At 59.5% G+C, this 21,370-nt stretch carries 19 protein-coding genes and 1 pseudogene; 6 read left to right on the forward strand and 14 right to left on the reverse strand.

From position 1 onward, the window contains the following. Positions 1-83: 83 nt before the first annotated feature. Positions 84-1,019, reverse strand: coding sequence for a catechol 1,2-dioxygenase (gene catA, locus PQR42_RS08750; RefSeq protein WP_408386304.1), 936 nt, complete (start codon positions 1,017-1,019; stop codon positions 84-86). A gap of 174 nt (positions 1,020-1,193) precedes the next feature. Here catA and PQR42_RS08755 point away from each other — a divergent pair, with 174 nt between their 5' ends. The 3 genes from PQR42_RS08755 to catC all read left to right on the forward strand — a co-directional run bounded on the left by PQR42_RS08755 (position 1,194) and on the right by catC (position 3,723). Then, on the forward strand, positions 1,194-2,117 hold the full coding sequence (locus PQR42_RS08755) for a LysR family transcriptional regulator (RefSeq protein WP_408386302.1): 924 nt from the start codon (positions 1,194-1,196) through the stop codon (positions 2,115-2,117). A gap of 105 nt (positions 2,118-2,222) precedes the next feature. Continuing rightward, a complete protein-coding gene (locus tag PQR42_RS08760) occupies positions 2,223-3,350 on the forward strand; it encodes a muconate/chloromuconate family cycloisomerase (protein ID WP_408212594.1) in 1,128 nt (375 codons plus the stop codon). 94 nt (positions 3,351-3,444) lie between these two features. Next, positions 3,445-3,723, forward strand: coding sequence for a muconolactone Delta-isomerase (catC, locus tag PQR42_RS08765; protein WP_408212591.1), 279 nt, complete (start codon positions 3,445-3,447; stop codon positions 3,721-3,723). A 65-nt stretch (positions 3,724-3,788) separates the two neighbouring features. Here catC and gcvA read toward each other — a convergent pair whose 3' ends face one another. The 7 genes and pseudogenes from gcvA to PQR42_RS08800 all read right to left on the reverse strand — a co-directional run bounded on the left by gcvA (position 3,789) and on the right by PQR42_RS08800 (position 10,230). Next, entirely contained in the window at positions 3,789-4,703 is a 915-nt protein-coding gene (gcvA, locus tag PQR42_RS08770) for a transcriptional regulator GcvA (protein WP_408386300.1), read from the reverse strand. A 238-nt stretch (positions 4,704-4,941) separates the two neighbouring features. Then, positions 4,942-5,688: an SDR family oxidoreductase gene (locus PQR42_RS08775; RefSeq protein WP_408212586.1), complete on the reverse strand. Its 747-nt coding sequence runs from the start codon at positions 5,686-5,688 to the stop codon at positions 4,942-4,944. A gap of 235 nt (positions 5,689-5,923) precedes the next feature. Continuing rightward, complete coding sequence (locus PQR42_RS08780; RefSeq protein ID WP_408386298.1) at positions 5,924-6,820, reverse strand: LuxR C-terminal-related transcriptional regulator; 897 nt, start codon at positions 6,818-6,820, stop codon at positions 5,924-5,926. Between the two features lie 33 nt (positions 6,821-6,853). Then, on the reverse strand, positions 6,854-7,702 hold the full coding sequence (locus PQR42_RS08785) for an autoinducer binding domain-containing protein (protein WP_408212580.1): 849 nt from the start codon (positions 7,700-7,702) through the stop codon (positions 6,854-6,856). A gap of 191 nt (positions 7,703-7,893) precedes the next feature. Next, a pseudogene (locus PQR42_RS08790) lies at positions 7,894-8,094 on the reverse strand (hydantoinase/oxoprolinase N-terminal domain-containing protein); the annotation flags it as partial. Between the two features lie 24 nt (positions 8,095-8,118). Next, on the reverse strand, positions 8,119-9,354 hold the full coding sequence (locus PQR42_RS08795) for an MFS transporter (protein WP_408386422.1): 1,236 nt from the start codon (positions 9,352-9,354) through the stop codon (positions 8,119-8,121). A 105-nt stretch (positions 9,355-9,459) separates the two neighbouring features. Beyond that, a complete protein-coding gene (locus tag PQR42_RS08800; protein ID WP_408386296.1) occupies positions 9,460-10,230 on the reverse strand; it encodes a putative hydro-lyase in 771 nt (256 codons plus the stop codon). 346 nt (positions 10,231-10,576) lie between these two features. Here PQR42_RS08800 and PQR42_RS08805 point away from each other — a divergent pair, with 346 nt between their 5' ends. Further along, entirely contained in the window at positions 10,577-11,509 is a 933-nt protein-coding gene (locus PQR42_RS08805) for a LysR family transcriptional regulator (protein WP_408386294.1), read from the forward strand. Positions 11,510-11,570: 61 nt separating this feature from the next. Here the strand turns inward: PQR42_RS08805 and PQR42_RS08810 are convergent, their stop codons facing one another. Then, entirely contained in the window at positions 11,571-14,525 is a 2,955-nt protein-coding gene (locus PQR42_RS08810) for a hypothetical protein (protein ID WP_408386292.1), read from the reverse strand. A gap of 873 nt (positions 14,526-15,398) precedes the next feature. Here PQR42_RS08810 and PQR42_RS08815 point away from each other — a divergent pair. After that, the gene (locus PQR42_RS08815) at positions 15,399-16,139 is read left to right on the forward strand and encodes a hypothetical protein (RefSeq protein WP_408386290.1); all 741 of its coding nucleotides are present in this window, start codon (positions 15,399-15,401) and stop codon (positions 16,137-16,139) included. Here the strand turns inward: PQR42_RS08815 and PQR42_RS08820 are convergent. The 5 genes from PQR42_RS08820 to PQR42_RS08840 form a co-directional block, all read right to left on the reverse strand. After that, positions 16,044-16,700, reverse strand: a complete 657-nt coding sequence (locus PQR42_RS08820; RefSeq protein WP_408386288.1) for a class I SAM-dependent methyltransferase — start codon at positions 16,698-16,700, stop codon at positions 16,044-16,046. The genes PQR42_RS08815 and PQR42_RS08820 overlap by 96 nt on opposite strands. 54 nt (positions 16,701-16,754) lie before the next feature. Then, positions 16,755-17,663, reverse strand: a complete 909-nt coding sequence (locus PQR42_RS08825) for a phosphotransferase family protein (protein ID WP_408386286.1) — start codon at positions 17,661-17,663, stop codon at positions 16,755-16,757. After that, positions 17,660-18,721, reverse strand: a complete 1,062-nt coding sequence (locus tag PQR42_RS08830) for a cupin-like domain-containing protein (RefSeq protein ID WP_408386284.1) — start codon at positions 18,719-18,721, stop codon at positions 17,660-17,662. Before PQR42_RS08830 ends, PQR42_RS08825 begins: the two co-directional genes overlap by 4 nt. 106 nt (positions 18,722-18,827) lie before the next feature. Next, positions 18,828-19,601 carry a response regulator transcription factor gene (locus PQR42_RS08835; RefSeq protein WP_408212559.1) on the reverse strand — a complete coding sequence of 258 codons (774 nt, stop codon included), beginning with the start codon at positions 19,599-19,601 and terminating at the stop codon, positions 18,828-18,830. Between the two features lie 289 nt (positions 19,602-19,890). Beyond that, the gene (locus PQR42_RS08840) at positions 19,891-20,316 is read right to left on the reverse strand and encodes an HrpB1 family type III secretion system apparatus protein (RefSeq protein WP_408212556.1); all 426 of its coding nucleotides are present in this window, start codon (positions 20,314-20,316) and stop codon (positions 19,891-19,893) included. A 358-nt stretch (positions 20,317-20,674) separates the two neighbouring features. Between PQR42_RS08840 and PQR42_RS08845 the strand changes: the two genes are divergently transcribed. After that, a complete protein-coding gene (locus tag PQR42_RS08845) occupies positions 20,675-21,301 on the forward strand; it encodes a hypothetical protein (RefSeq protein WP_408386282.1) in 627 nt (208 codons plus the stop codon). Positions 21,302-21,370: the final 69 nt, after the last annotated feature.

Below are 21,370 nucleotides of genomic sequence, written 5' to 3' on the forward strand. Positions count from 1 at the left end.
CGCGCATCGGTGTCGAAAGATTCTTGCGAAGGATTGAGCGGCAGCAGTGGTACGACGTAGCGGCCGCGTGTGGCGTTTAGCGTTTAGGCGATGGCAGACGCACGCAGGCGATGGACGACCTGGTTATCCTTGCCCTGAATCAGCGGAGTCAACTCGATGTCGAACTCGATTTCCTTATACGCATCGGCCTTCATTCCCAGCGCAGCGCCGCCGGTCTTTTCGACCACATGGGGAATCAAATCCTCACGGGTGGCGTACGCAAAGTCGTCCCAAATCAACGGGTCGCCCTCGATGTTGATCTGCGTCGTCAGCTTGCGGTACTTGTCGGTAGTGACGAAGAAGTGCACGTGCGCCGGGCGATTGCCATGGCGGGCAAGCACGTTCAACAGTTGCTGGGTCGCGCCATGCGGCGGGCAGCCGTAGCCGACCGGCATGAGCGTACGGAACTCGTACTTGCCGTTGGCATCGGTGCTGACCGCGCCGCGAAGGTTGAATTCGCTTTGCGCGCCGGTCGGGTCGAAGTGCGAATAGAAGCCCTTCGAGTTGGCGTGCCAACATTCGACCAACGCCCCTGCAACGGGCTTGCCATCTGGACCGGTTACCGTGCCGCGGATGACCAACGGGCCGGCATCTTCGTCCGGATTGATATCAATCTTCGATACGCCATCGCGTACGGGCACGCCGGCGACATATAGCGGACCTTCGATCGTACGCGGCGTGCCGCCGGTGATTTCAGCCGCCTTGTCTTCCGCGTCCATGCGGATGTCGAGGTATTTTTCCAGACCGAGACCGGCAGCAAGCAGCGCAGCTTCGCCGTCCTGGCCGAGCTTGTTGAAGTAGTGGACGCCGGCCCAGATTTCGTCAGGCGTCATGTCGAGGTCGTCGATGGCCTTGAACAGGTCGCCCAGCAGGCGGTTGACAATCTCCTTTGCGCGAGCGCTACCGTCCTGGCTACCAACGTTAGCAGCAGCCTTCAGCAGGTCCTGCGCTTCTTTCGTATCGAACACTTTGACGCTCATGTCTGCTCCTGAATCTCTATTTTATGGCGGGGTAAACCCTTGGTTTAGCGCCCGTTTGAATATGCCTGAGAGGTATAATGGGTGCTGAAACAGAGTGTGAATGCAGAATAATGGACGCCAGAAGGCCTCGTCCAACACTGATTTAGTATCGGTCTATATCCACGAGGTATCGAAATGGAACTGCGGCATCTTCGCTATTTCGTCGCCGTAGCCGAGGAACGCAATTTCACGCGCGCGGCACAGCGGCTAAATATGGCCCAACCGCCTTTGAGCCGTCAGATACAGCAGCTTGAAGAGATTCTTGAGGTGCAGCTATTCCAGCGCGACTCGCGCCCGTTGAAGCTCACCGAGACGGGTAAGTTCTTCTATGCCCATGCCGTCCAATTGCTGGCTCAAACGTCCGAACTCGAATCCATGACGCGGCGCGTGGGCAACATCGAGCGCAGCCTCTCTGTCGGTTTCGTGGGCTCGACGTTGTACGGAATGCTGCCCAAAATCATCCGGCGCTTCCGCGACGAGAACACTACCGTCGAACTCAGCCTCCACGAGATGTCGACGATGGATCAGATTCGAGCGCTGAAGGACGGTCAGATCGATGTCGGGTTCGGCCGTATTCGGCACGAGGACGCAAACATCCGCCGGGTGATTCTTCGCGAAGAGAAGATGATCGTCGCATTCCCGGAGGGCCATCCACTCTCACTGGCCAAGCCCGTCCTCGCTCTCAGCGACCTGGTCAACGAGACGCTGATTATTTTCCCCAAGGCGCCGCGCCCCAGTTACGCGGACCAGGTGCTGTCGGCATTCGAAGATCGCGGCCTCAAGCCTCGCCGGATCTATGAAGTACGAGAGTTGCAGATCGCGCTCGGCCTCGTAGCAGCGGGGGAAGGAATTTCTGTCGTTCCGAGTAGTGTGTACGGCCTGAAGCGAGACGACGTGAGTTACAAGGAACTGGACGACCCCACTCTGGTTTCCCCCATCATCATGAGCATGCGTGCGCTCGACGAGTCGCGCGACCTTCGGGAAATGCTTGAACTCATCTATCGGCTATACGACGAGGAAAAGATACCCCATGCACCTCGCAACGATCTTGGGCGGTGATATCCGCCATACCCAGGAGGTATGGCACTAGACGTCGACGGTGTTGGACAGGGGGTTATTGGGCACGCAATACTTCAGCAACCCCTCAACTCCAACATTCCAGGTATGAACGCCCAAATCACCTCCGTTGAAGCGATTCTGGTTGACCTCCCAACCATTCGCGCGCATCAGCTAGCCATGGCGACGATGCAGCAGCAAACCTTAGTCATCGTCCGTCTGCGCTCGAGCGATGGGATCGAGGGTCTTGGCGAAGCGACTACGATTGGCGGTCTGTCGTACGGCGACGAGAGTCCCGAAGGCATCAAGCTGACCATCGATACTTATCTTGCACCTGCAATCGTTGGGCAAGACGCGACCAACATCAACGACGCAATGCTCAAACTGAACAAGGTTGCGCGGGGAAACCGGTTTGCCAAGTGCGCAATCGAGACGGCTTTGCTGGACGCTCAGGGCAAGCGCCTGGGCGTTCCTGTTTCAACCCTTCTTGGCGGCGCTGTCCGCAAGACGCTTCCGGTCCTGTGGACGCTCGCAAGTGGCGATACCCAACGCGACATCGATGAAGCAGAAACGCTGCTCGCCGAACGTCGCCACAATACTTTCAAGCTGAAGATTGGCCGACGCAGTGTTCGTGACGACGTAGCGCACGTGTCGACAATCAAAGCCGCGCTCGGCGACCGCGCCAAAGTCACGGTTGACGTGAATCAGGCCTGGAACGAGGCTGACGCAGCGCTGGGAATCGAAGCGCTTGAAGCTGCCGGCATTGACCTCATCGAGCAACCCACTCCGCGAGAGCAGCGCGGAGCACTCGCCAGGCTTGCATCGCGTTTCATCGTCCCCATCATGGCCGACGAAGCAGTGACAGGCCCGGAGGATGCCCTTGAACTTGTGCGCGGCGCATGTGCGGACGTCTTTGCGCTGAAGATTGCGAAGTCCGGCGGAATCTACGGAATGATGCGCACAGCCGCCATTGCGGATGCAGCCGGCGTGTCCCTGTATGGCGGCACGATGCTTGAAGGCAGCATCGGGTCGATTGCATCGGCACACGGATTCGCCGCTCTCCCGCAACTTGCCTGGGGTACAGAGTTGTTCGGACCACTCCTGTTGAAAGACGACATCGTCACTGCTCGCCCCCAGTATCGGGACTTCGACCTTCATCTACCGGAAGGGCCAGGCCTGGGCCTGCATATCGACGAGGAAAAGCTCGCTTTCTATCGTCGCGACAAAAATAGCTGAGCACGCAGTCGATCCAGCACCAGGCGCATCGCCCCATTCCAACTATTGTGCTGGTGGACCTGAGTGACCCCCTACTTCTTTGAATGAGAAACACATGCTATATCTCGTAAGAATGGATGTACACCTGCCACACGATATGCCGGTGGCTCAGGCTGACGAAATCAAGGCACGAGAAAAGGCGTATTCACAAGAGCTCCAGCGGCAAGGCAAATGGCAGCAACTACATCGCGTGGTCGGTGAGTATGCGAACTACAGCGTCTTCGACGTCGACTCGCACGACGAACTGCACACTATCCTCTCAGGTCTGCCGCTGTTTCCGTATATGACGATGAAGGTGGACGCGCTCGCGCGCCACCCGTCGTCCATCCGCTGAAGCCGCAACGGATGCCACGAATCGCGGCAACTCGGCCACCTTGGGCAGGCGTTCGCGTGCGAGCGCTAGCGGGCGCCTGCCTCTGAAATCAGCCATTCTTTGAAGGCAACCACTGGCGCGGAGTTCTCGCGCTCTTTTTTGTGGACGAGGTAGTAGGCCAGCTCGCAGCTTTGTGATTCTTCGAACGGACGCACAAGCCGCCCTTCCGCGAGGTCATGTTCAACCAGCGTGGTCCTGCCCAGCGCAATACCATTTCCTGAAATGGCTGTTTGCAGTGCCGCTGCGGAGTCGTCAATCTGGATGCCGCGATTGCAATCGACTTCGTTGCGACAGCCGGCTTTTTGCAGCCATGAGCGCCATGTCGGGAAGACACCGGATGTTTGCATCGACACATCATGAATGAGCAGATGATGCTTCAGATCGGCGGGATTCCTGAGCGGATATTTACCCTTCAAAAGAGCGGGACTGCATACCGGGAAGAACTCGTCTCGCATGAGAAAGGTCGATACCAGGCCTGGCCATACGCCCGCGCCATAGCGAATGCCGACATCAATCCTGTCAGCAGTGAAGTCAAGAATCCGGTTACTGGTGTCTATGCGAAGGTCGTAATACGGATGCCTCTGTTGAAACCGCTCGACGCGTCTCAACAACCATTTGTCAGCAAACGCACCGGGTATCGTCACGGTGAAGGCTATGCGCGATTTGCTCGCCTTCAATTGCTCAACGGCTTCGGACAACAGATCAAACCCCGCCTGCAGTGCGGGCAGGACTGACCGTGCGGCGTCGGTCAAGGTCAGCCGGGTCGGTCCCGATGTCGCGCGATGAAACAGCTCGACATTTAGGGTGTCTTCGAGCCCGCGTATCAGATGGCCAACGGCCGCAGGCGTGACGTTGAGTTCCTCGGCGGCCGACGGGTAGCTCAGATGACGCGATACCGCTTCAAAGGCACGGAGTGCATTCAGGTTGTTCGGTGCACGCATGTTGCTGGATGGGCCCAAGTCCGGTTGGCCTATCTTCCCAGCCCTGCAATTTGTCGTCAACACTGCTGCGGCTTGGACTAAAGCGGTGCGATACCACCGCCCGAACGTGGGCGTATCAAAATGCGCTCCCGTCGGCAAAAAGTCCAAGCCTCGTCGATTTTGGAAGTGTGCGTCAGCACCAGTTCGTCACCACCGTTTTCAGCTTCGAGGGCTCGCAAAGTCTATCGCTTTAGTGACATCAGAATTGCGTTAAGCCGCCATCGACCACGACTTCCGCGCCCGTCGTGAAGGACGAATCGTCGCTCGCGAGGAACAATGCCGTCCTGGCGATTTCGACGGCTTCGCCGAATCGTTGCAGCGGCACCTGAGCCTGAATAGCTGTCGCCGTTTCCGTCAATTGCGCCTCGGTCAGCCCGAGCTTGGTGTGGAACGCAGTCGCAATCGGGCCCGGGCTAACAGCGTTCACCCGAATGCCGCGCGGAGCAAGCTCAGCGCCGATGGAGCGAACGAGGGAGCGAATCGCTGCCTTTGTCGCTGACAGAATCGACAGCCCCGGTGTACCGACCGCATTCAGGAACGACGTTGTCACCACGATGCTGCCTCCCTTCGGAATGAGAGGCACGGCCTTTTGAATCGTGAAAAAGAGCCCACTGAAATTCAGGGAAAACTGCTCGTCGATCTGTTCCGGCGTGACGGATTCCAGCGGCGCGGCCGTGCCGGCGCCTGCGTTCGCGAAGACGACATCGATGCGGCCGTATCTGGCACGCACCTCTTCGACCGCACGCTCGATTTCAGCGGGCTTGCGCAGGTCAACGCAGAGCACGAGCGCATTGCCGCCCAAAGCCTTTCCTGCCGCTTCAAGGCGTTCCGGGTTGGTACCCGTGACAATGACTTTCGCGCCTTCAGCCTGGAAGAGCTTCGCGGTTTCCAGTCCAATGCCCGACGTGCCACCAGTAATAAAAGCAACCTTGTTTTGCAGCTTCATGTCGTTCTCCTTCGAGGGTTAGGTGACGAGAACCGTTGTGCGTCCTCGATGGATGCAATATGGCTTTTGGAACGACGTCGGACAAATGAGAAGAACTCGCGAAGCGGAGTAGAAAAACTAGCGTGGGGTTTGGGAATCCTTGCCGGCATTGGATTGCGGCAGCTTGATGCACAGTTGGCCATGCTCGCTAGCGAACACCGCTACCCCGCCTGGCGCCGCTTTGACTATCCACCCTTTAAACCACCTGCATCAATCCGGCAATGTAGGCGAGCTGACTCCGATTTTTCGCGCCGCATCTGTCGCGTAACTGCCGCAAATGGTAATCGACGTTGTGCGTCGTCGTGTTCAGACGCTGCGCGATTTCCTTGTCCGTCAGTCCGTCCACAACCAGATCCAGTAGCCGTTGCTGCATGTCCGATAGATTGCCGGCCACAGTATCCCGATGCACTGCACGGACGTAGGCGGAACACCGTTGATGCAAGGAAAGCCCCAAACTGATCGCCTGCGCAAGCACGTTTTCAGTGATCCAGTCACAGGTCTCCAGCGGGGATGCGCAAACGAACATTGCCCGCAACGGCGTTCGGTGAATCGGCAATCCGAAGCTCACACCACTGCAAACGCCGCGATTGCGCATGTGCTCGAAGTGGCGGCGCATCGCATGTGCGGAATCGTTCCCGCAAGATGTCTCGATCAACGAGTCGATATCCCAGATATGCGGCTGACCGGTATGCAACGCCCTCCTGATCCGCCAGTCCCCTCTCAAATGCGCGCATGACAACGAGCCCGGCAGCAATGCGTTGGAAAAATAGTTTCGCAGTAGATAGACACGACTCGGTAGTCCGTCAGCGCCCTGTGCAAACGCCGCATAGCCAAAGCTGCTAAAGCCGGCGATTCGCAGCGCGCCGCGCACGATCGCGACACGCTCCTTAGCCGTGCGCGCCGCGCCAAGTTCGGTCGCGATAGCCGTTTCGTTTCCCAATTCCTCATGCACGCCGTCTTCGATGTCATCTTCATCGATATAGACCATTTCAGTGTGTTCGCCTCTGTCGCCGACTGGGCCAGACGGCAAGCGGCGTTCAGCAGCCTGCACCAGAGAGAGCTCGTGAGGCGCGATCGCATCGAAACCGGACATAAATTATCCCTCGAAACAAGTTGGACATCGACGTCAAGGCGCGCACGTGAGAGCCGTTCGGCCCGCCATGTAGGCTAATTGCGTACGGTTACTCGCGCCGTAGACCTGCTCCAACCGAGACAGGTGGTAACCGACAGTGTCCGCGGACAGATTGAGCAGGGTCGCCATCTGTTGCCTGCTCAGACCGTCCGTGATGAAACGCAGCAACTTGGCGTGAACCGCGCTCAGATCGCCCCCTGCATGACGGGGCAAGCACTCGCCCACGCATGGCTTGATGTGGGCATCGACTGCTGTAGCGAGCGCGTACGCGCTGCCCACAGCAGTATCGACAATCCACGCGCGGTTCATCCGCGTGCTGGACAGCGAGACAACCGCTCGCTCGAACGGATCCCTTCCGACCAGTCCAAACGTTACCCCGGAGCCTATCCCGAAGCTCGATGCGCTCGAGAGATAACGATGTCGTTGGGCTGCGCTCCACGAGCCGGCCTGTGTGCGGAAAATGGAATCGAGATCCCATACGTTAGGCCAGTCGTAGTGGCACGCGGCCGCGAGACACGGATCTATCTCGTACAATCTCTCCCTTTCGTAATGTGTCGCCCAGCCTCGAGGTGAACACATCGAGTACCAGACGACGTGCGTCAAACGTTTACCCACCAGTCGTACGCGCCAATAGCAAAGCGTATCGAAGCCGATCCGCCGGACCGCGGCGTGCACCGCGGCGGTCCATGTCGCGCTGTCACGGAATGCGGAAGGTTCGAACAACCTGCTGACGCCGCCTGACGTGCGAGAAATGCGCTCCCGCCCGGTGGTGGAAAGCTCGCCGGAATCCGGCGTCTCGCAAACAGAAAACTCGACCGGCAATATCGTGAAGATCACATTCACCTCGCGTTGAATCTCTGCGCCCGGCAATCCGGGACATCAGCGCGTGACACGCCTGGGCGGCTACGCGTGAGTCGGCCGCCCCCGAACGAGCGAGGACAACCAGACTCAATGCGAATAGCCGCCACCTGCGATCCGGTTACTCGCGCACGGGCCCACAGCCACTACCGCCAGACGTCTGAATAACGAACACGTCCGGCCGCAACCCCAAGCAGCTCTCGCATACCGTGCACGGCGGAGTCTTCGTAGCGGCCTGGATTTTCCGAAAGCAGTTTGTGCATGACGATCCGGCCATCTGGCCGACGCGCGACGATATCGGTCAACGTGCCCCCGCGCTCGATCCAGAATTGCCGGCGCCGATCGTGCGGAGCCGGGCTCGTGGCTGCTTGTTTCATGATCGAATTTCCGTTGACCAGAGGTTAGGAAGCGAGGCGCGCGCCGCGCGTCTCGGGCAACGTCAGCGCGGCGAGAATGACGACGCCGTAGGCGGCGGCGGCAAATATGCCGATTGCCGCGCCCAGCGCCATCTTCTGCGCGACGAACCCGATGAGAAACGGGAATGTGGCGCCGACGGCGCGACCGAAGTTGTAGCAAAAGCCCTGACCCGAGCCGCGAATGCGGGTAGGAAACAATTCGGTCATGAATGCGCCCATGCCCGCGAATATGCCGGATGCGAAGAAGCCCAGCGGAAAGCCCAGCACCAGCAGCATCACGTTGGTCAACGGCATGCGCGTATAGATCAGCGCAATGGCCATCGACGCCAGCGAGAATGCAATGAAGCTGACCTTTCTGCCGAAGCGATCGCTAAAGAACGCGCCGAACAGATAACCCGCATAGGAACCCGCGATCACCACCGCGAGATAGCCTCCGGTGCCGACGACGCTAAGATGCTGTTCCGTTTTCAGATAAGTCGGCAACCACGTCGTGATGGCGTAATAACCGCCTTGCACGCCGGTAGCGAGTATCGCCGTTCGAAGCGTCGTCCACCACACACCCGGTCCGAAGATTTCCAGGAAACCATAGCCGGCGTTAGTGTCGCGCTGCTGCTGTTTCTGCTGCTTGTGAATCTCGGGTTCATCGACAAGCCGACGGATCAGGATCACGAACGGCGCCGGCAAAATCCCGATGGCGAAAAGCGCACGCCATGCCAGCTCGCCGGGCATCAACGAAAAGAACAACGTATAAAGCCCCGCCGAAGCCGCCCAACCCAGTGCCCATCCTGCCTGCACCATGCCGACCGCCTTGCCGCGATCGCGCGGCCTGATCACTTCGCCGATCAGCACGGCGCCAGCGGTCCATTCGCCGCCGAACCCGAAACCCATCAAACCGCGCGCAGCCAGCAACTGACCGTAGTTCTGGGCGAATGCACAAAGGAGCGTGAAAAACGCAAACCAGATAATGGTGATCTGCAACGTCTTGACCCGGCCGATCCGGTCCGAAAGAATCCCCGCAATCCAACCGCCCACCGCGGACGTCAGCAATGTCACCGTGCCGATCAGGCCGGCCTGCCCCTTGCTCAAACCCCAAGTGGCGATCAGCGTCGGAATCACGAAACTCAGGAACTGCGTATCCATTGCGTCGAGACCATAGCCGATCTTGCAGCTCCAGAATGCGCGCCGCTCGTTCGCACTCGTATAACGGTACCAGCCGAACATTCCACCCACTTCACCTTCTGAATTCGCGCCGAGGTCCTCTCGCAAATACTGCCCTTCAACTTTCATTCGTCTTCTCCATTAGTTCTATTAGTACCGCCCGCCGTCTCACATCACGGCCAGCGAGGCATTGCGGATATCCGTCATCAGCATGTGTCCGGGCCGATGCGTGATGGCGAAAGGCAGGCGGGCGCTTTCGATAGCGCTTTGCGGGGTCACTCCGCATGCCCAGAAGACCGGTAGCTCGTCCTCGCGGATCGACACGGCATCGCCGAAATCCGGTTTGGACAAGTCCTTGATACCAAGCGCCGCCGGATAGCCGATCTGCACCGGCGCGCCGTGTATCGATGGGAAACGGCTGGTCACCTGGACGGCGCGAATCGCCTGCGCGCCGGTCATGGGTCGCATGGACACCACCATGTGGCCGCCGAAAGGACCGGAGGCGCGATTCGGTAAATTGGTGCGGAACATCGGCACGTTGACGCGCTCATCGACATGCCGGAGCGGAATGCGTTCGTGTGCGAGCATCTGCTCAAATGAAAACGAGCAGCCGATCGCGAAGACCACCAGGTCGTCGCGCCAAAGCTCACGGATGTCGGCAGGTTGTTCGCTTAGCACTCCGTCGCGGTAGACGTTATAACCAGGAACATCGACGCGCACGTCGAGTTCACGGCCCAGCGCCGGGAGATGGAACTGCCCCGCCTCGCCGACGGCAAGCAGCGGACATGCACGAGGATTGCCGACACAGAATCGCAGGAAGTCTTCCGAGTAAGCGCGCGGAAGAATCGCGAGATTAGCCTGAGCATATTCGCCGCAATGACCCGCGGTCGGTCCTTTGAATTGACGATTCCGCACGCTCTGACGAAAGTGATATGGCATGAAACGGTTGCTCCGATCTGAACGATTCAAAATAGATTAGAGGCGAATAAATACCAGCGCCAGCGAGTAATTCCGGACCCATGTGTCAAGTTTTTCTGAACGGACATCTGTGCGCTTCTACGGTTATTTGTAAATCCCAGGACACGCTGCACGCCGTGTTTACGGGCTGTGGGAGCCGACCGGCAAGTTTTAGCCCATTTCTCAGGTCGGGTCACTTCGTTCGCTTCGTTTGCACGGTGTCAACTTCGGCTGACATTAGAAATATCTTTAGGATATGGTTTAAAAACGATGGCGCCGCCTGGCAAGCCTCAGCGCTGCTTTACCGCCAATCCTTTTCCATGCGCGTATGAACATCCGGTTTCTGGAGACATTTGTCACGCTCGCGCAGCTCGAAAGCTTTCGCGCTACCGCTCGCGCCCTGCATGCGACGCCAGCGGCGATTTCATTGCGCATCCGTTCGCTCGAGGACGAACTCAAAACCGAACTGGTCGACCGTTCCACGGCAGCATTCCGCTTGACCCCCGCGGGCCAGAGCCTGCTCCTGCTGGCGAAAAACGTCGTGGATGCTGCGCTCGCGTTGCGCGAGGCCGCGGTGCGCGAAGTGGAGGTGGGCGGCAAGCTGCGCCTTGGCGTCATCGAAACTGTCGTGCATAGCTGGCTCGCGCACTACGTCACGCATCTGAACGCGACGTTTCCGCATATCGAAGTGGATCTCACCGTCGATTCGAGCTCGGTACTTCAGCGACGCCTGCTAAGCGGAGAGCTGGACATTGCGATACGGCTCGAGGGGATCGACAGCACGCAAATCGTATCGAGCGCGATCGCCAGTTATCCAGTCCGGTGGATCGCCAAACGCGGGATGCTATCGCCGCGCGCGCATGATCTTGCGCTACGTGTATTGAAGCGTCCCGTGCTGACGTTCGGACGCGGCACCGCTCCGCAAGTGGCGCTGCAAAGCATCGTTCATATGCTGGCGCGCCAGGCGGGAATGCCAACAGAGCAGATCCGGATCACCTGCTCGCCGTCGGTGGCGGCGATCGTTCAGCTCGTGCGCGACGGTTATGGCGTCGCCGGCATCCCGAGCCTGATCGTGTCCGACGCGCTGCAAAGTGGCGAATTCGTCGAGCTGCCGTTAAGGCCGATGCCGCCACCCATCGTCGTATCGCTTTGCCTGCCCGTCAATGCGAGCCCAATGGTGCGCGCAGCGGCGGACGCTGCGCACGTCGCATGCTCGGACTACTGCATGCCTATGAGAAAGGAACTGATCGAGGCGCTGTAGGCGTCGCGACTTCTCCTCGTCCGGTTTGCCGAATCCCGCCATGACGACGGGCTTCAGTCAATCACTTGGGCTGAAACAGGTTCAGCACCACCTGCGTGACCATGCCACCGCCGATCACGGCGTTCGGGTCGAGGCCGCGCAACACGCCGCCGTCCACCAATTTCGGCTGCGTGATGTCGCGCGGCTCGGCCTCAGCGCCCTTGAGCGGAGGTTTGATCCAAGGTATGAATCTGCTTCTTCGCACGACGGGGCCCTTGCCGTGATTGCGTGCGTGCGTATCTTCGTAGCTATGCCAGAACCCTCGCGTGAACGTCGCGTCGGCGGCGACCAGGCCTGCTTGAAGCGCGCCTGTCGCCACGTCGCCCGTCATGAAGGAATGCGCCGCCGCAACCGCGTTGGCTGCGCCGAACGGCACTGACGCGATGCTCGCGCCGAGCATCTGAAATTCGGGCAAGCGCTGGAATAACGGCGGCCTGAACATTCTTCCCGTGTCTGGACGTATGCGCGGATAGACGAGAAGCTTGCCGAACGGAAGCTTCCTTGCCCATAGCCGATGCTCGTTGCCAGGCAGGTAATCCGGCAGGCTTTCACCGGCTGCGGGCACCGTTGGGTCCAAATCACGCTTTCTGCCGATCTTTTCAATTGCGCGGTCCAGGCGCTGTCCGCCATTACCCATCAGATGGACTGGAACGAACATCAACGTCGAGAAGTTGGCAAGCCACTCCGATGCGTGCTGCAAGGAGTCGATCGGTGTCAGCATGATCTCCGGGTCCATCCAGATACCGGCCGCCGCAATATCGCTCGGCGCGTAGCTCAGTCCCCACAACACACGGCGCATGCGCTCGACCACGCTGTCGCTTGCAAACATGCCATTGCTGACGAGTTCGTCGATTTTCCTGTAGGCATCCTCATCTGTCGGCGCCTGGCGCAGCACGTCGGCAAGCAGCTGTATTTCCGCGCGGCTTTGTCGTGTGAAGCCCCGCATGATCCCGCGCATGCCCGTCGTGCGACGCTCCAGTTTGTCGAGCGCGGGACTTGCGACAGATCCGGCCGGCTTCTGCGCCTCTGTACTTTGGGCGATGGCAAGCTCAGCACGTTCTGCCCGTTCGGAACCGGCAACTTCGTTCAATCGCGCGAGACGCTTTTCCAATATCGCCTTGCTTGCATTGATCCAAGCACGGACGCCGAACATGATGCGGCCAGTCTGAAGCATCGTTTCCATGGTGGCTTCGTGCGACAAACCGAGCCCGAACCGCAAGCTCACATAACTGGTGACCGCCGTCGCAGCGATCTTACCGACGCTCTGCACGGCTGCGAGCCGCTTGTATTTCACCGGCATCCCAGTGACAGGCGGCGCGGCATATTGCTCGCCCGGTTGCAGGCGGTATTTAGCGTCAGGGTTCGCGACTGTCGCTGGATGCAGGGTTCCGTTTTCATCGAGAATCATCGCCACGCGGTCGACAATTTGCTCATCGATCGCGTCTTTGCGAATCGCGGCCCGTATTTCATTTGCCGGCCCGTTAAGCCTAAAAACGCCTATATCCGTTTCTGGATCTTCCCGCAACAGCTGCACCGCGTACTCTCTCGCGCTATCGAGACTCGCGAAGACCTTGGTGCCTGAGTTCAGATGCAAAGCGCGCCCCTTGTCTCCGACGACGTGATGTGGCGACTGGTCGGGAGACACCGCGTAAGCGACCGAATCCCGTCTCGGCCCGCCAATGAATCCATGTCCCTGACGGCGCCGACCCGATTTCAGATTCGCTACGCGATCCCTCAACGAAACGTGCGCGCTGACATACTTAGGCGGGGCTTTGAATGCGACGAGCCCTTCCGCATCATCGTCGGTCATAGCGTATGGTTGCGGTCCGTCCCCCCGGCGCGCACGCAGCACTTCATTGGGTAGCGCCGTCAGCGCTGCCGGAGTTTGCGGTCCGCTGTGACGGGTCCATCCGGAAGGCCGCATCGGCTCGACGCCTTCAGCCCTGCGCCCTTGCGACGACGAACCCGCGGGGATCCTGGGGTCGTGAACCAGGGCGAGTGGGCGTTGCCTGCTGGCGCCCTCTTCCGCCAGTCTGGGTGCGAGCCATTCCGCGAGCGAGGTCGGCAACTTCGCATTGACCACCGCGTTGAGAAATGCGACTGCATTGGGCGCGGTGCCCAACCCCATTTCCATGTCTTCGTGATCGCGCTCCGCGTCCCACTGCGGCTTGCAGCCCGGCGGCTGTTCACATTCGTTCGGCGGAAGGTGGTCGGGCGCACGACCGAACCATCTCGCCAATAGCTCGCGCGCGGCCACCACGTCGTCGGGAGTCAAATTCGTTCTAACCGCGCGAGCCGGATCGATAGGCCGCAAATCCTTCGGATCGTAGTAACCCGATTCGACAGCCGAAATACGAAGCGGTGCGCGACTGCCGGGCAAGTTCTCGTACTCGACGATAGCATCGTCGAACAAGCTGGAGGATTCCCTGTGAGCTGCGTGAACGGCGCGTTCATTTCTAAGGCTTATGGCTGCAGCGTACTCGCCGATGACCAATCGTCCCACGATAAAATCGACGATCTCTTCGCGATTCCAATCGGCGATCTGGTAATAACGAATACTGCGCTCCGCCGGTTTGTTGAAAGGACTTCTGTCCGGGTAGCTCAACACGTCGATTCGCAACAAGTCGAGGTTGGGCGTCAGATCACCAAGAAAACCCTCCGTCTGGCCAATGCGCAATGCTCCATACAGCCTGGAAAACAATTCCTCCTTCCCTGTCGCGGCAAACTTCGGACGCTGTATCCCCGACTTGCTGGTGAAGCCGGTACCGCCATTCGATTGGGTCACGTCGATGACATGCACCTTGACACCCAGCATCAACAACTGCCAGATGGTTTTCAGCATCATCGTTTCATCGTCGGGGTGAGCAAACACCAGGAGTACCTTGTCGAACTTTTGCCCAGGCATATGCTGATCCAGCAATGCCTGCAACACCGGATGCGTGCCTTGAACGATATCGCCGGTGTTCGCAGGGGTCACGAGCGGCGTGAGCGCATGCGGCGGAAGCCATAATCCTGAATCGACTGGCTTACTGGAACTTGCCGGTGAGGAGCCCTGCGATGTGAGTCGTACGCGTTGCGACCGGTCGCGCAAACCCACGCCGGGACCCGCGCGCGGATCGATAACAGGTGCTGTCGCGGATACGCCACCGCGATCCAACGGCGCGCACCGTCCGTCCAGCGTGGCGCCTTTCGGTCGCGAGGCAAGCGTCTGCAGTCCCTCTGACGGGGCGCTGCGAGACCGCGCAAATGTTGGAGTACCGCTCTGCGGCCTCGCTCCCGTCTCGCTCTCGATTCCGGGAACATGTCCGCGATCTGCAGCGTCATGCGCGCGCTCGATACCGTTAGTCATCAGTCATCCTGGTGGTTAGTGCTCCGGCATTTTCTCAGCCGGATGGAAGTTGCGCTTTGCGAATCGGATCCGCTACGTATTCGGCGATTTTACCGCCCCCTAACAGTCGTACTTCTAATCATTTATTTTTAGAAAAGAAACATGGATTGGACGCGCATTCACAAGCTCCATTCCAGCGCGTCGCCACTAATGAAACTTCGCTGCATGGGCGGATTCTTCGCAATGCCAGCGCGTGACGACATTGCGATCTGCTAAAACGCGATGATCATTCTTATCCTGTGGATCGCTATGTCTACAACACGGGGGACCGACCGTGTCGGCGAAACACCCACTGTCAGGCACGAGCCGGACGAAAGCGGTCCCGTGACGCGCTCGCCTGTCGTGGCTACCGGGCGAGTGGGATCGGGGCTAATAGGTGCGCTTACAAGTTTTGCGGCCCGCGGCACTGAAATACCTGGTGAGGCGAGAATCGCGCGTGGCACGACTTTCGGCCCGAGCCAGATGGATGTGACCACAAGGCTGCGGGAGATCACGGACATCTCCAACGACGAAATGGAAATGGTTCACTCTCTCGGTGTTGAACAAGATATCGAACGTGCTGCTCGGGATATCGTCAACGGTCATTCAGTTGAGGACGTCATCTCGAGGTACGAACTCCCGCGCTTCAGAGACATGAAAACTATTCTGGGCGCTGTCAAACAACGCGATCTGGAGGCGCGCGCTGTCTGCGCCGTGACGCATGGCGATATGGACGAAGCCACTGCATCGGCCTTATACGGAATCGACGCCAACACACTGAAAGCGCTCGTGAGTCGTGAACGCGATCCTGAGAACCCAACCATAGCTACCGCTTTGGAAGGGGTCCACGCAGACGTGGAAAACGGTATGCCGGCATCGATGGCTATCCGCAAATACGATATCCAGGCTCCCCGCCTTAGAAGGAAGCTGTTTTATCTGGAGCGCAGAGTCAAGCTGAATAAACTCGCGGTAATCATGCGCGACGGCAACCTGCCTGCCGCACCGCTCGCCCGAGCACATAGTGTTATTCATCCTGCGGAAATCGCTGAATTCGAGCACCTCCGTAAAACTTTGACGCCAAACGGAAACTCTGGCGGAGCGGACCTCAGTTGTGTGCCTCAGGAGGTTTCACGTCTGGTAAGTAATCATCCACCATCGCTTGTCCGGACACACCGCGTAGACCAGCCGTTGGGCGGAACCGGCCAGCGCATCGACGAGATCTGATTCGGTGGGAAAGTTCTTGATGATTTCAAACCGTGCGCCGCCGGATACCATGCGTTCCTCGATCAGATTGCCTTCGCCGTCGAATCTGCGTTTGCCGCTCCATGCGTAGGGCAACTGATCCACGAACGTGACGGTAGCGCCTGGCTGCAGTTTGCCGTGAAGGGTGCGTAGAAAAGACGGCAATCGCGACTTCGGTATGTGCGACCACCAGAACATCGAAAACGCCGCATCGAAATGGCCGGTCACGCCCTCCAGCGAATAAGCGTCGGCAAGCTGACAGCGAATGCTGTCTCGCGAGGCGACTCTCGCCCGTGCTAACGCGACCGACGTCGGGTCGAGATCGGTGGCGACGATCGAGCGCGCACTGGCCGACGCCACCTCAGTCCAGTAGCCAGTGCCGCAAGCAATTTCGAGCGTGTCACGCCCCGCGACCATGCCCCGCAGCCGCGTCTTGAGTGGCTCAAGATGCGCCTCCACCCTCGGCGACCCATAACCCACCGAGGCGTCGTACTCGGCGGCGCGCGCAGCATAATAATCCGCGTGTTCACCTGTCCCAGACATAACATTCTCTCCTTAAACGGTGCGTGGCCCTTCGTATTCGGCGACCCACCGTTTTCATGGTTGAAGAGGCGCCTGAGCCGGCGCGTCCAGTGTGTTGGCAACCCGCATCAGCGCGCGCCGCTCGGCGTCGCCGATCGCGGCGTCGTTGAGACGGGCCGCGGCCACTAACGGCAGCCAACGTCCCAGTTGTTCGGCTCCGCCCGCCGCCCGGTTTGTTTCGAAGTAGCGTTGCAGATAAGCGTCGTGAACCTGCAGACGCGCGGCCTGCTCTTCGCAGGTAAAAACACGTGTTGGCGACAACCTGCCGAAACGCAGCAGCAAGGAAGTGGTCGCGACATCGCCCATAGCCTCGCCCCGCCCGGCCGCTACCCAGTCCAGCACGGCGAAACCGCCGTCGCCCGATAGCAAAACATTCGACGGATGAAAATCACCGTGACAGAGCGTCTGGCAGCGCGGTCGCATCTCGTCGAGCGAGCGAAGCGCGGCACAGCGGATGCGGTCGGAAAGACCTGGCGCGGCTTCGATCGAGACGCGAAGCGTCTCGTGCTGCAAGGGTAACTGGCCGCATCGAGCGATACTGTCAGCGCAGCTTCGATGGACCATTGCGTGCAGCTCGGCCAGTTGCCGGCCGCAGCGTGCCAACATCGCCGGGCCATTCTGTTCGCGCAGTACACGCAAAAGCGGCTGCCCATTCGCGCTTTCGTAGAGCAAACCCGAGCGCCGCCCGACGGTGACAATCCGGCCGACTGCCGGCACGCGAAACCCTCTCGCGCCCTTGCATAGCGCAAATACATGACCGGCTATGCACGCTTCGTGCTCAATGTGCCGCAGCGGATAATTTTCGCGAAACAGCTTCACGACCCAACCCGCCGACCACGCGAACACGTCCGACGTACAACCCGAACCCAGCGGTACTTCATCCGGCGCGAGAGCGACGGCGGGATCGGCGAGCGCTTCGTTCATGGAGTCGATCGCAATTGCGCGACTGTCTCATCGCTGACAAAACGGCTGACCGACAGCACGGCGTCCAGTGCCCAGACGCAGTGAAACCATCCGGTCGGAATGATCAGCAAGTCGCCGGGTTCGAGCAATACGTCGATACCTCGTGCCTCTGCGAAGCGGGGAAAGCGCACGAGGTCGGGCTCCGCGACATCGACGCGGCAAGGCCTGAAACTGTTGAATGTGTTGAGCGCGTATAGCGCATGCTCCTGCGACGGGTCATATAGACGGACGCGCTTGCGGCCGCAGATATGCGCGAGAAACGAATTGGCGAGATCACAATGCAGCCGCGTGACGAGTGCACATTCGCGACGCTGGCCGAACCATAGCTGTGCGTCGCCAAATGCCGACGCGGACAGGACCGGCATCCGGAAACGTACGTCCCATGCGGCCGGCAAGAGGCATCCGTCGGTATAGGGTGCCTCGGTCCGATCCTGTGGTGACTGGGATTCGGCGGCGCTAGTAAAAGTATCGATGAACTCCCCAATAGTCGTGGCACTCCCCGAGGCGGATCGCAAGGATAACGCGGTCGCGCCTTCGCGGTTGCGCCAATCGGCAAGCGACCAGCCGGTTTCCGGCCAGTTCAGCACGCCGCGCAGATGCAGAGGAACGCTGCGCCTAAGCGCTTCGATAACGTTCTCGGTTTGTTGCGCGGCGTCCGCGCCGTGAGCCATTTGCGGCACGCAAGGCAGTGACGTTGGCGCGCAGGCCCGTGCGCGCGCCAACGATGCGCGCTGCGTTGCGTCCGGCCGCTTTAGCAATTGAAACCAGTAGGCCGCAAGCCGGCGCGATCCCTCTATTCGCGCGCCGCCCAAACGCATGCTTTGGGCGCTGCGCAGATCGAAACCGCCGGGATTGCTCAGTATCGCTATCAACATGTCCGTGCGCAGCGTGATGGTCGCGTCGGCGGCGACCGGCGCGATCCACCGCGTAGCCATTTCGATGCGCTGCGCAAAGTCGAAGCGGCAGCGTAAACCCGCGACGTCGCTGATCACGAGATCGAGCGCTTCCGCTCGACGCAATGGTACATAGTGCTCCGCAAGTCGACTCGCGAGCAGACTGAGCCATTCGTCGAGTGGGTCTATCGATGCTGACGCAGTCGCTCGCATAGCGCCGTGACCACCCCGCCTAAATGCCGACGAACTCGGCGAACGTGTCGCCAGCCATCGAACGGGGCATGCCCGCACTAGCCGTGTCGGTCTGCGGACGCACCACGGCCTCGACGATCTCGACGCGATAACCATGTGCATACATGGTCCGCAGCGTTGCGCCATGCCGCCCGTCGAGCCCGAGTTTTTTGCGAAGCTTATAAATATGCTGCTCGAGCGTGCGCCGAACAATGTCTTCCTGATCGCCCCATACGTTGCTGGCGATCTGGCGACGGCTCACGTACTCGCCCGCGTGGAGGAACAGCAGCCACGCAATGGCGAATTCACGCGGCGTGAGATGCAACTGCTCGCCCGAGACGAAAACCGAACAGGCGTGCCGATCGAACCGGTAAACGCCGCGTTCAAGATGATCGCCTAGCTCGGCGGTTTCGGCGGGAGAAAAATGGCGCCACGCCAGATACACTCGCAGCGCGAGTTCGCGCGTATCGATCGGCGCGAGCACGACATCGTCCGCGCCTGCATCGAGCAACTGCGCAATGCTATGGCGATCCTCTTTTGCACCGACGACGATGAGCGGCGCGCGCCGGTCCGCATAACAGGCGCGCCGCGCCAGCACGGGGCGCAAAGCGTTGACCCCGGTATCGGCGTCGATAATGATTGCGCTGTATTCGTCGCGATACAGTGCCCTCGCAAGCGTAAGATCATCCGCGAACTTCGTGCAGGTTGCGCTGACAAAACACTCGCAAATCAGTCTGAAAAGATCGGCGTTTCTCGTCAATATCGCAAGTTTCATTTTCTTCTCCGAGTGGTCGCTTACCGTGCCACCATCGCGCCACTGGTTAGCGCCCGGCGCTCGAACTGTCGGAAACGACGAAGAGTCACGCCCGCGTATCGAATGAATATTGGTGAGAGAGCGTGCAACACCGGGGTCATTGTACGAAGCGTGATTTTTTTCGGATATTCCAAAAAGCCGTAGTAACAGGGGAGATTCATTCGTAGCCTGACCGCAAGGACACGAGGGTTGGCAGGATTTTTAGCGGTACTGACGTCGGATATTTTTACCGATCACGCATCTGAGCCGGTCATAAATGCTCATCGCCGACGATCGCCATGATCCGCGCCGGCAACGCATCCATGCCTTTGATATCGAGAAATTTCGCGGTGATGGCGATCGCCGCGGCATCGCCGCTGCCCAGCACGGCGTTGACGCAACGCCGCCAGTCGCGGTCGCCGAGCAGGCGCAGGCACCATCCCTGCATTGCCCACACGATCGGCGAGCCGCCGCCCTGCTCGTCGATCTGCGTCAGCAGGCGCAACGCATCCATCCATTGACGTGAATGGACCAGCAACCTGACCTCGCATATATCGACCACCGACTGGCTCGGATGCAGCAAACGCAGCGCAAATAGCATCTCCTCGAGTTCCGGCAGCGCCCCGACGCTGAGCCCTACCGCAAAGATGGATAGCAACAGGCCGAGCGCTGCCGAACTGCAATGAGTGTCTTTCATGACTCGTATTCGCGGCCAGATCGCAGTGCCGATCTGGCCGGCCAGAAGAAATGGCAATCCGGAGACCCGGTGCGCAAGCGACTGCCACGAACGATGCACGTCCGCTGCAATCGATACGTTCGATCAGGGAAAATGGACATGCTTCCATTCTCAAGGGCAAACCTCCGCGCCGTGCCGGACATGCGAAGAACCGCAATGGAACCCGAAGGCATGCACTGAAGATTCGCTCCTTGCCGCTTCGCTTCGCGTCCAGCCGATCATGGACGAGCGCGTACTCATACTCTATGGATTGAAATCGATGCGGCTTGAATGCTTGGTCGATCTCCTGTGACTTGCATGACTAACCTGCGAGAAAACCATGTCAAATACGATTTCGGCGGATTTCCTTTCGTCGCTGAGCACTGAATCTCCACTGGGTACGGAACCTTGGGGTTCATCGGGCCCATTGGATTCATCGGGAACTTCAGTCCTGCAGGGATCCTCCTCGACTTCAGATCAGCAGCTACTCGAATTGCTGGAACAATACTTCGGTGGTGCGTCGAGCGGTGGCAGCTTGCCCGGCACCGGCGGGGTGACAGGCACACAGCCAGGCTGCGGTTGCGGCTCCAGTTTCGGTTTCGGGCAAAAACCAGAGTCAGTGAAGATCACCTCGGCGAATGGCGGAGAAGTGGACCTTCTGCAAAAAGGCCGCTTTTTGTACAACCAGGACGGTAAATCCGTTGGTGAAGTCAATAGCGACGGCAGTGTCACGTTTAATTCCGGCAAGGATGCGGCGAAAGACATCTCCGCACTGACTGTCGGCTCTCATCCGAATTCCTGGCTTACCTACATCCACCCCAAAGGCGGCGACGGCGGTAACGAAACCTTCTCGTCAAGCCAGGTCACGGTTGGCCCAGGTAATCTGCCTCCCGATCAGCTAGGTACGTCAACGCCCCCGACGACCGGTCCGATCGAAGTTCCGTTGCAGGCAAACGTGTCGGTTTAAGCTTTAAGCTGGCGGCGGCGAACGCCGCCGCCAGACAAACTCTCCTGCCGGCCGTGCGCCTCACGAAGC

The sequence above is a fragment of the Paraburkholderia sediminicola genome (assembly GCF_046027355.1).
GTDB classification, from domain to species: Bacteria; Pseudomonadota; Gammaproteobacteria; order Burkholderiales; family Burkholderiaceae; genus Paraburkholderia; species Paraburkholderia sediminicola_B.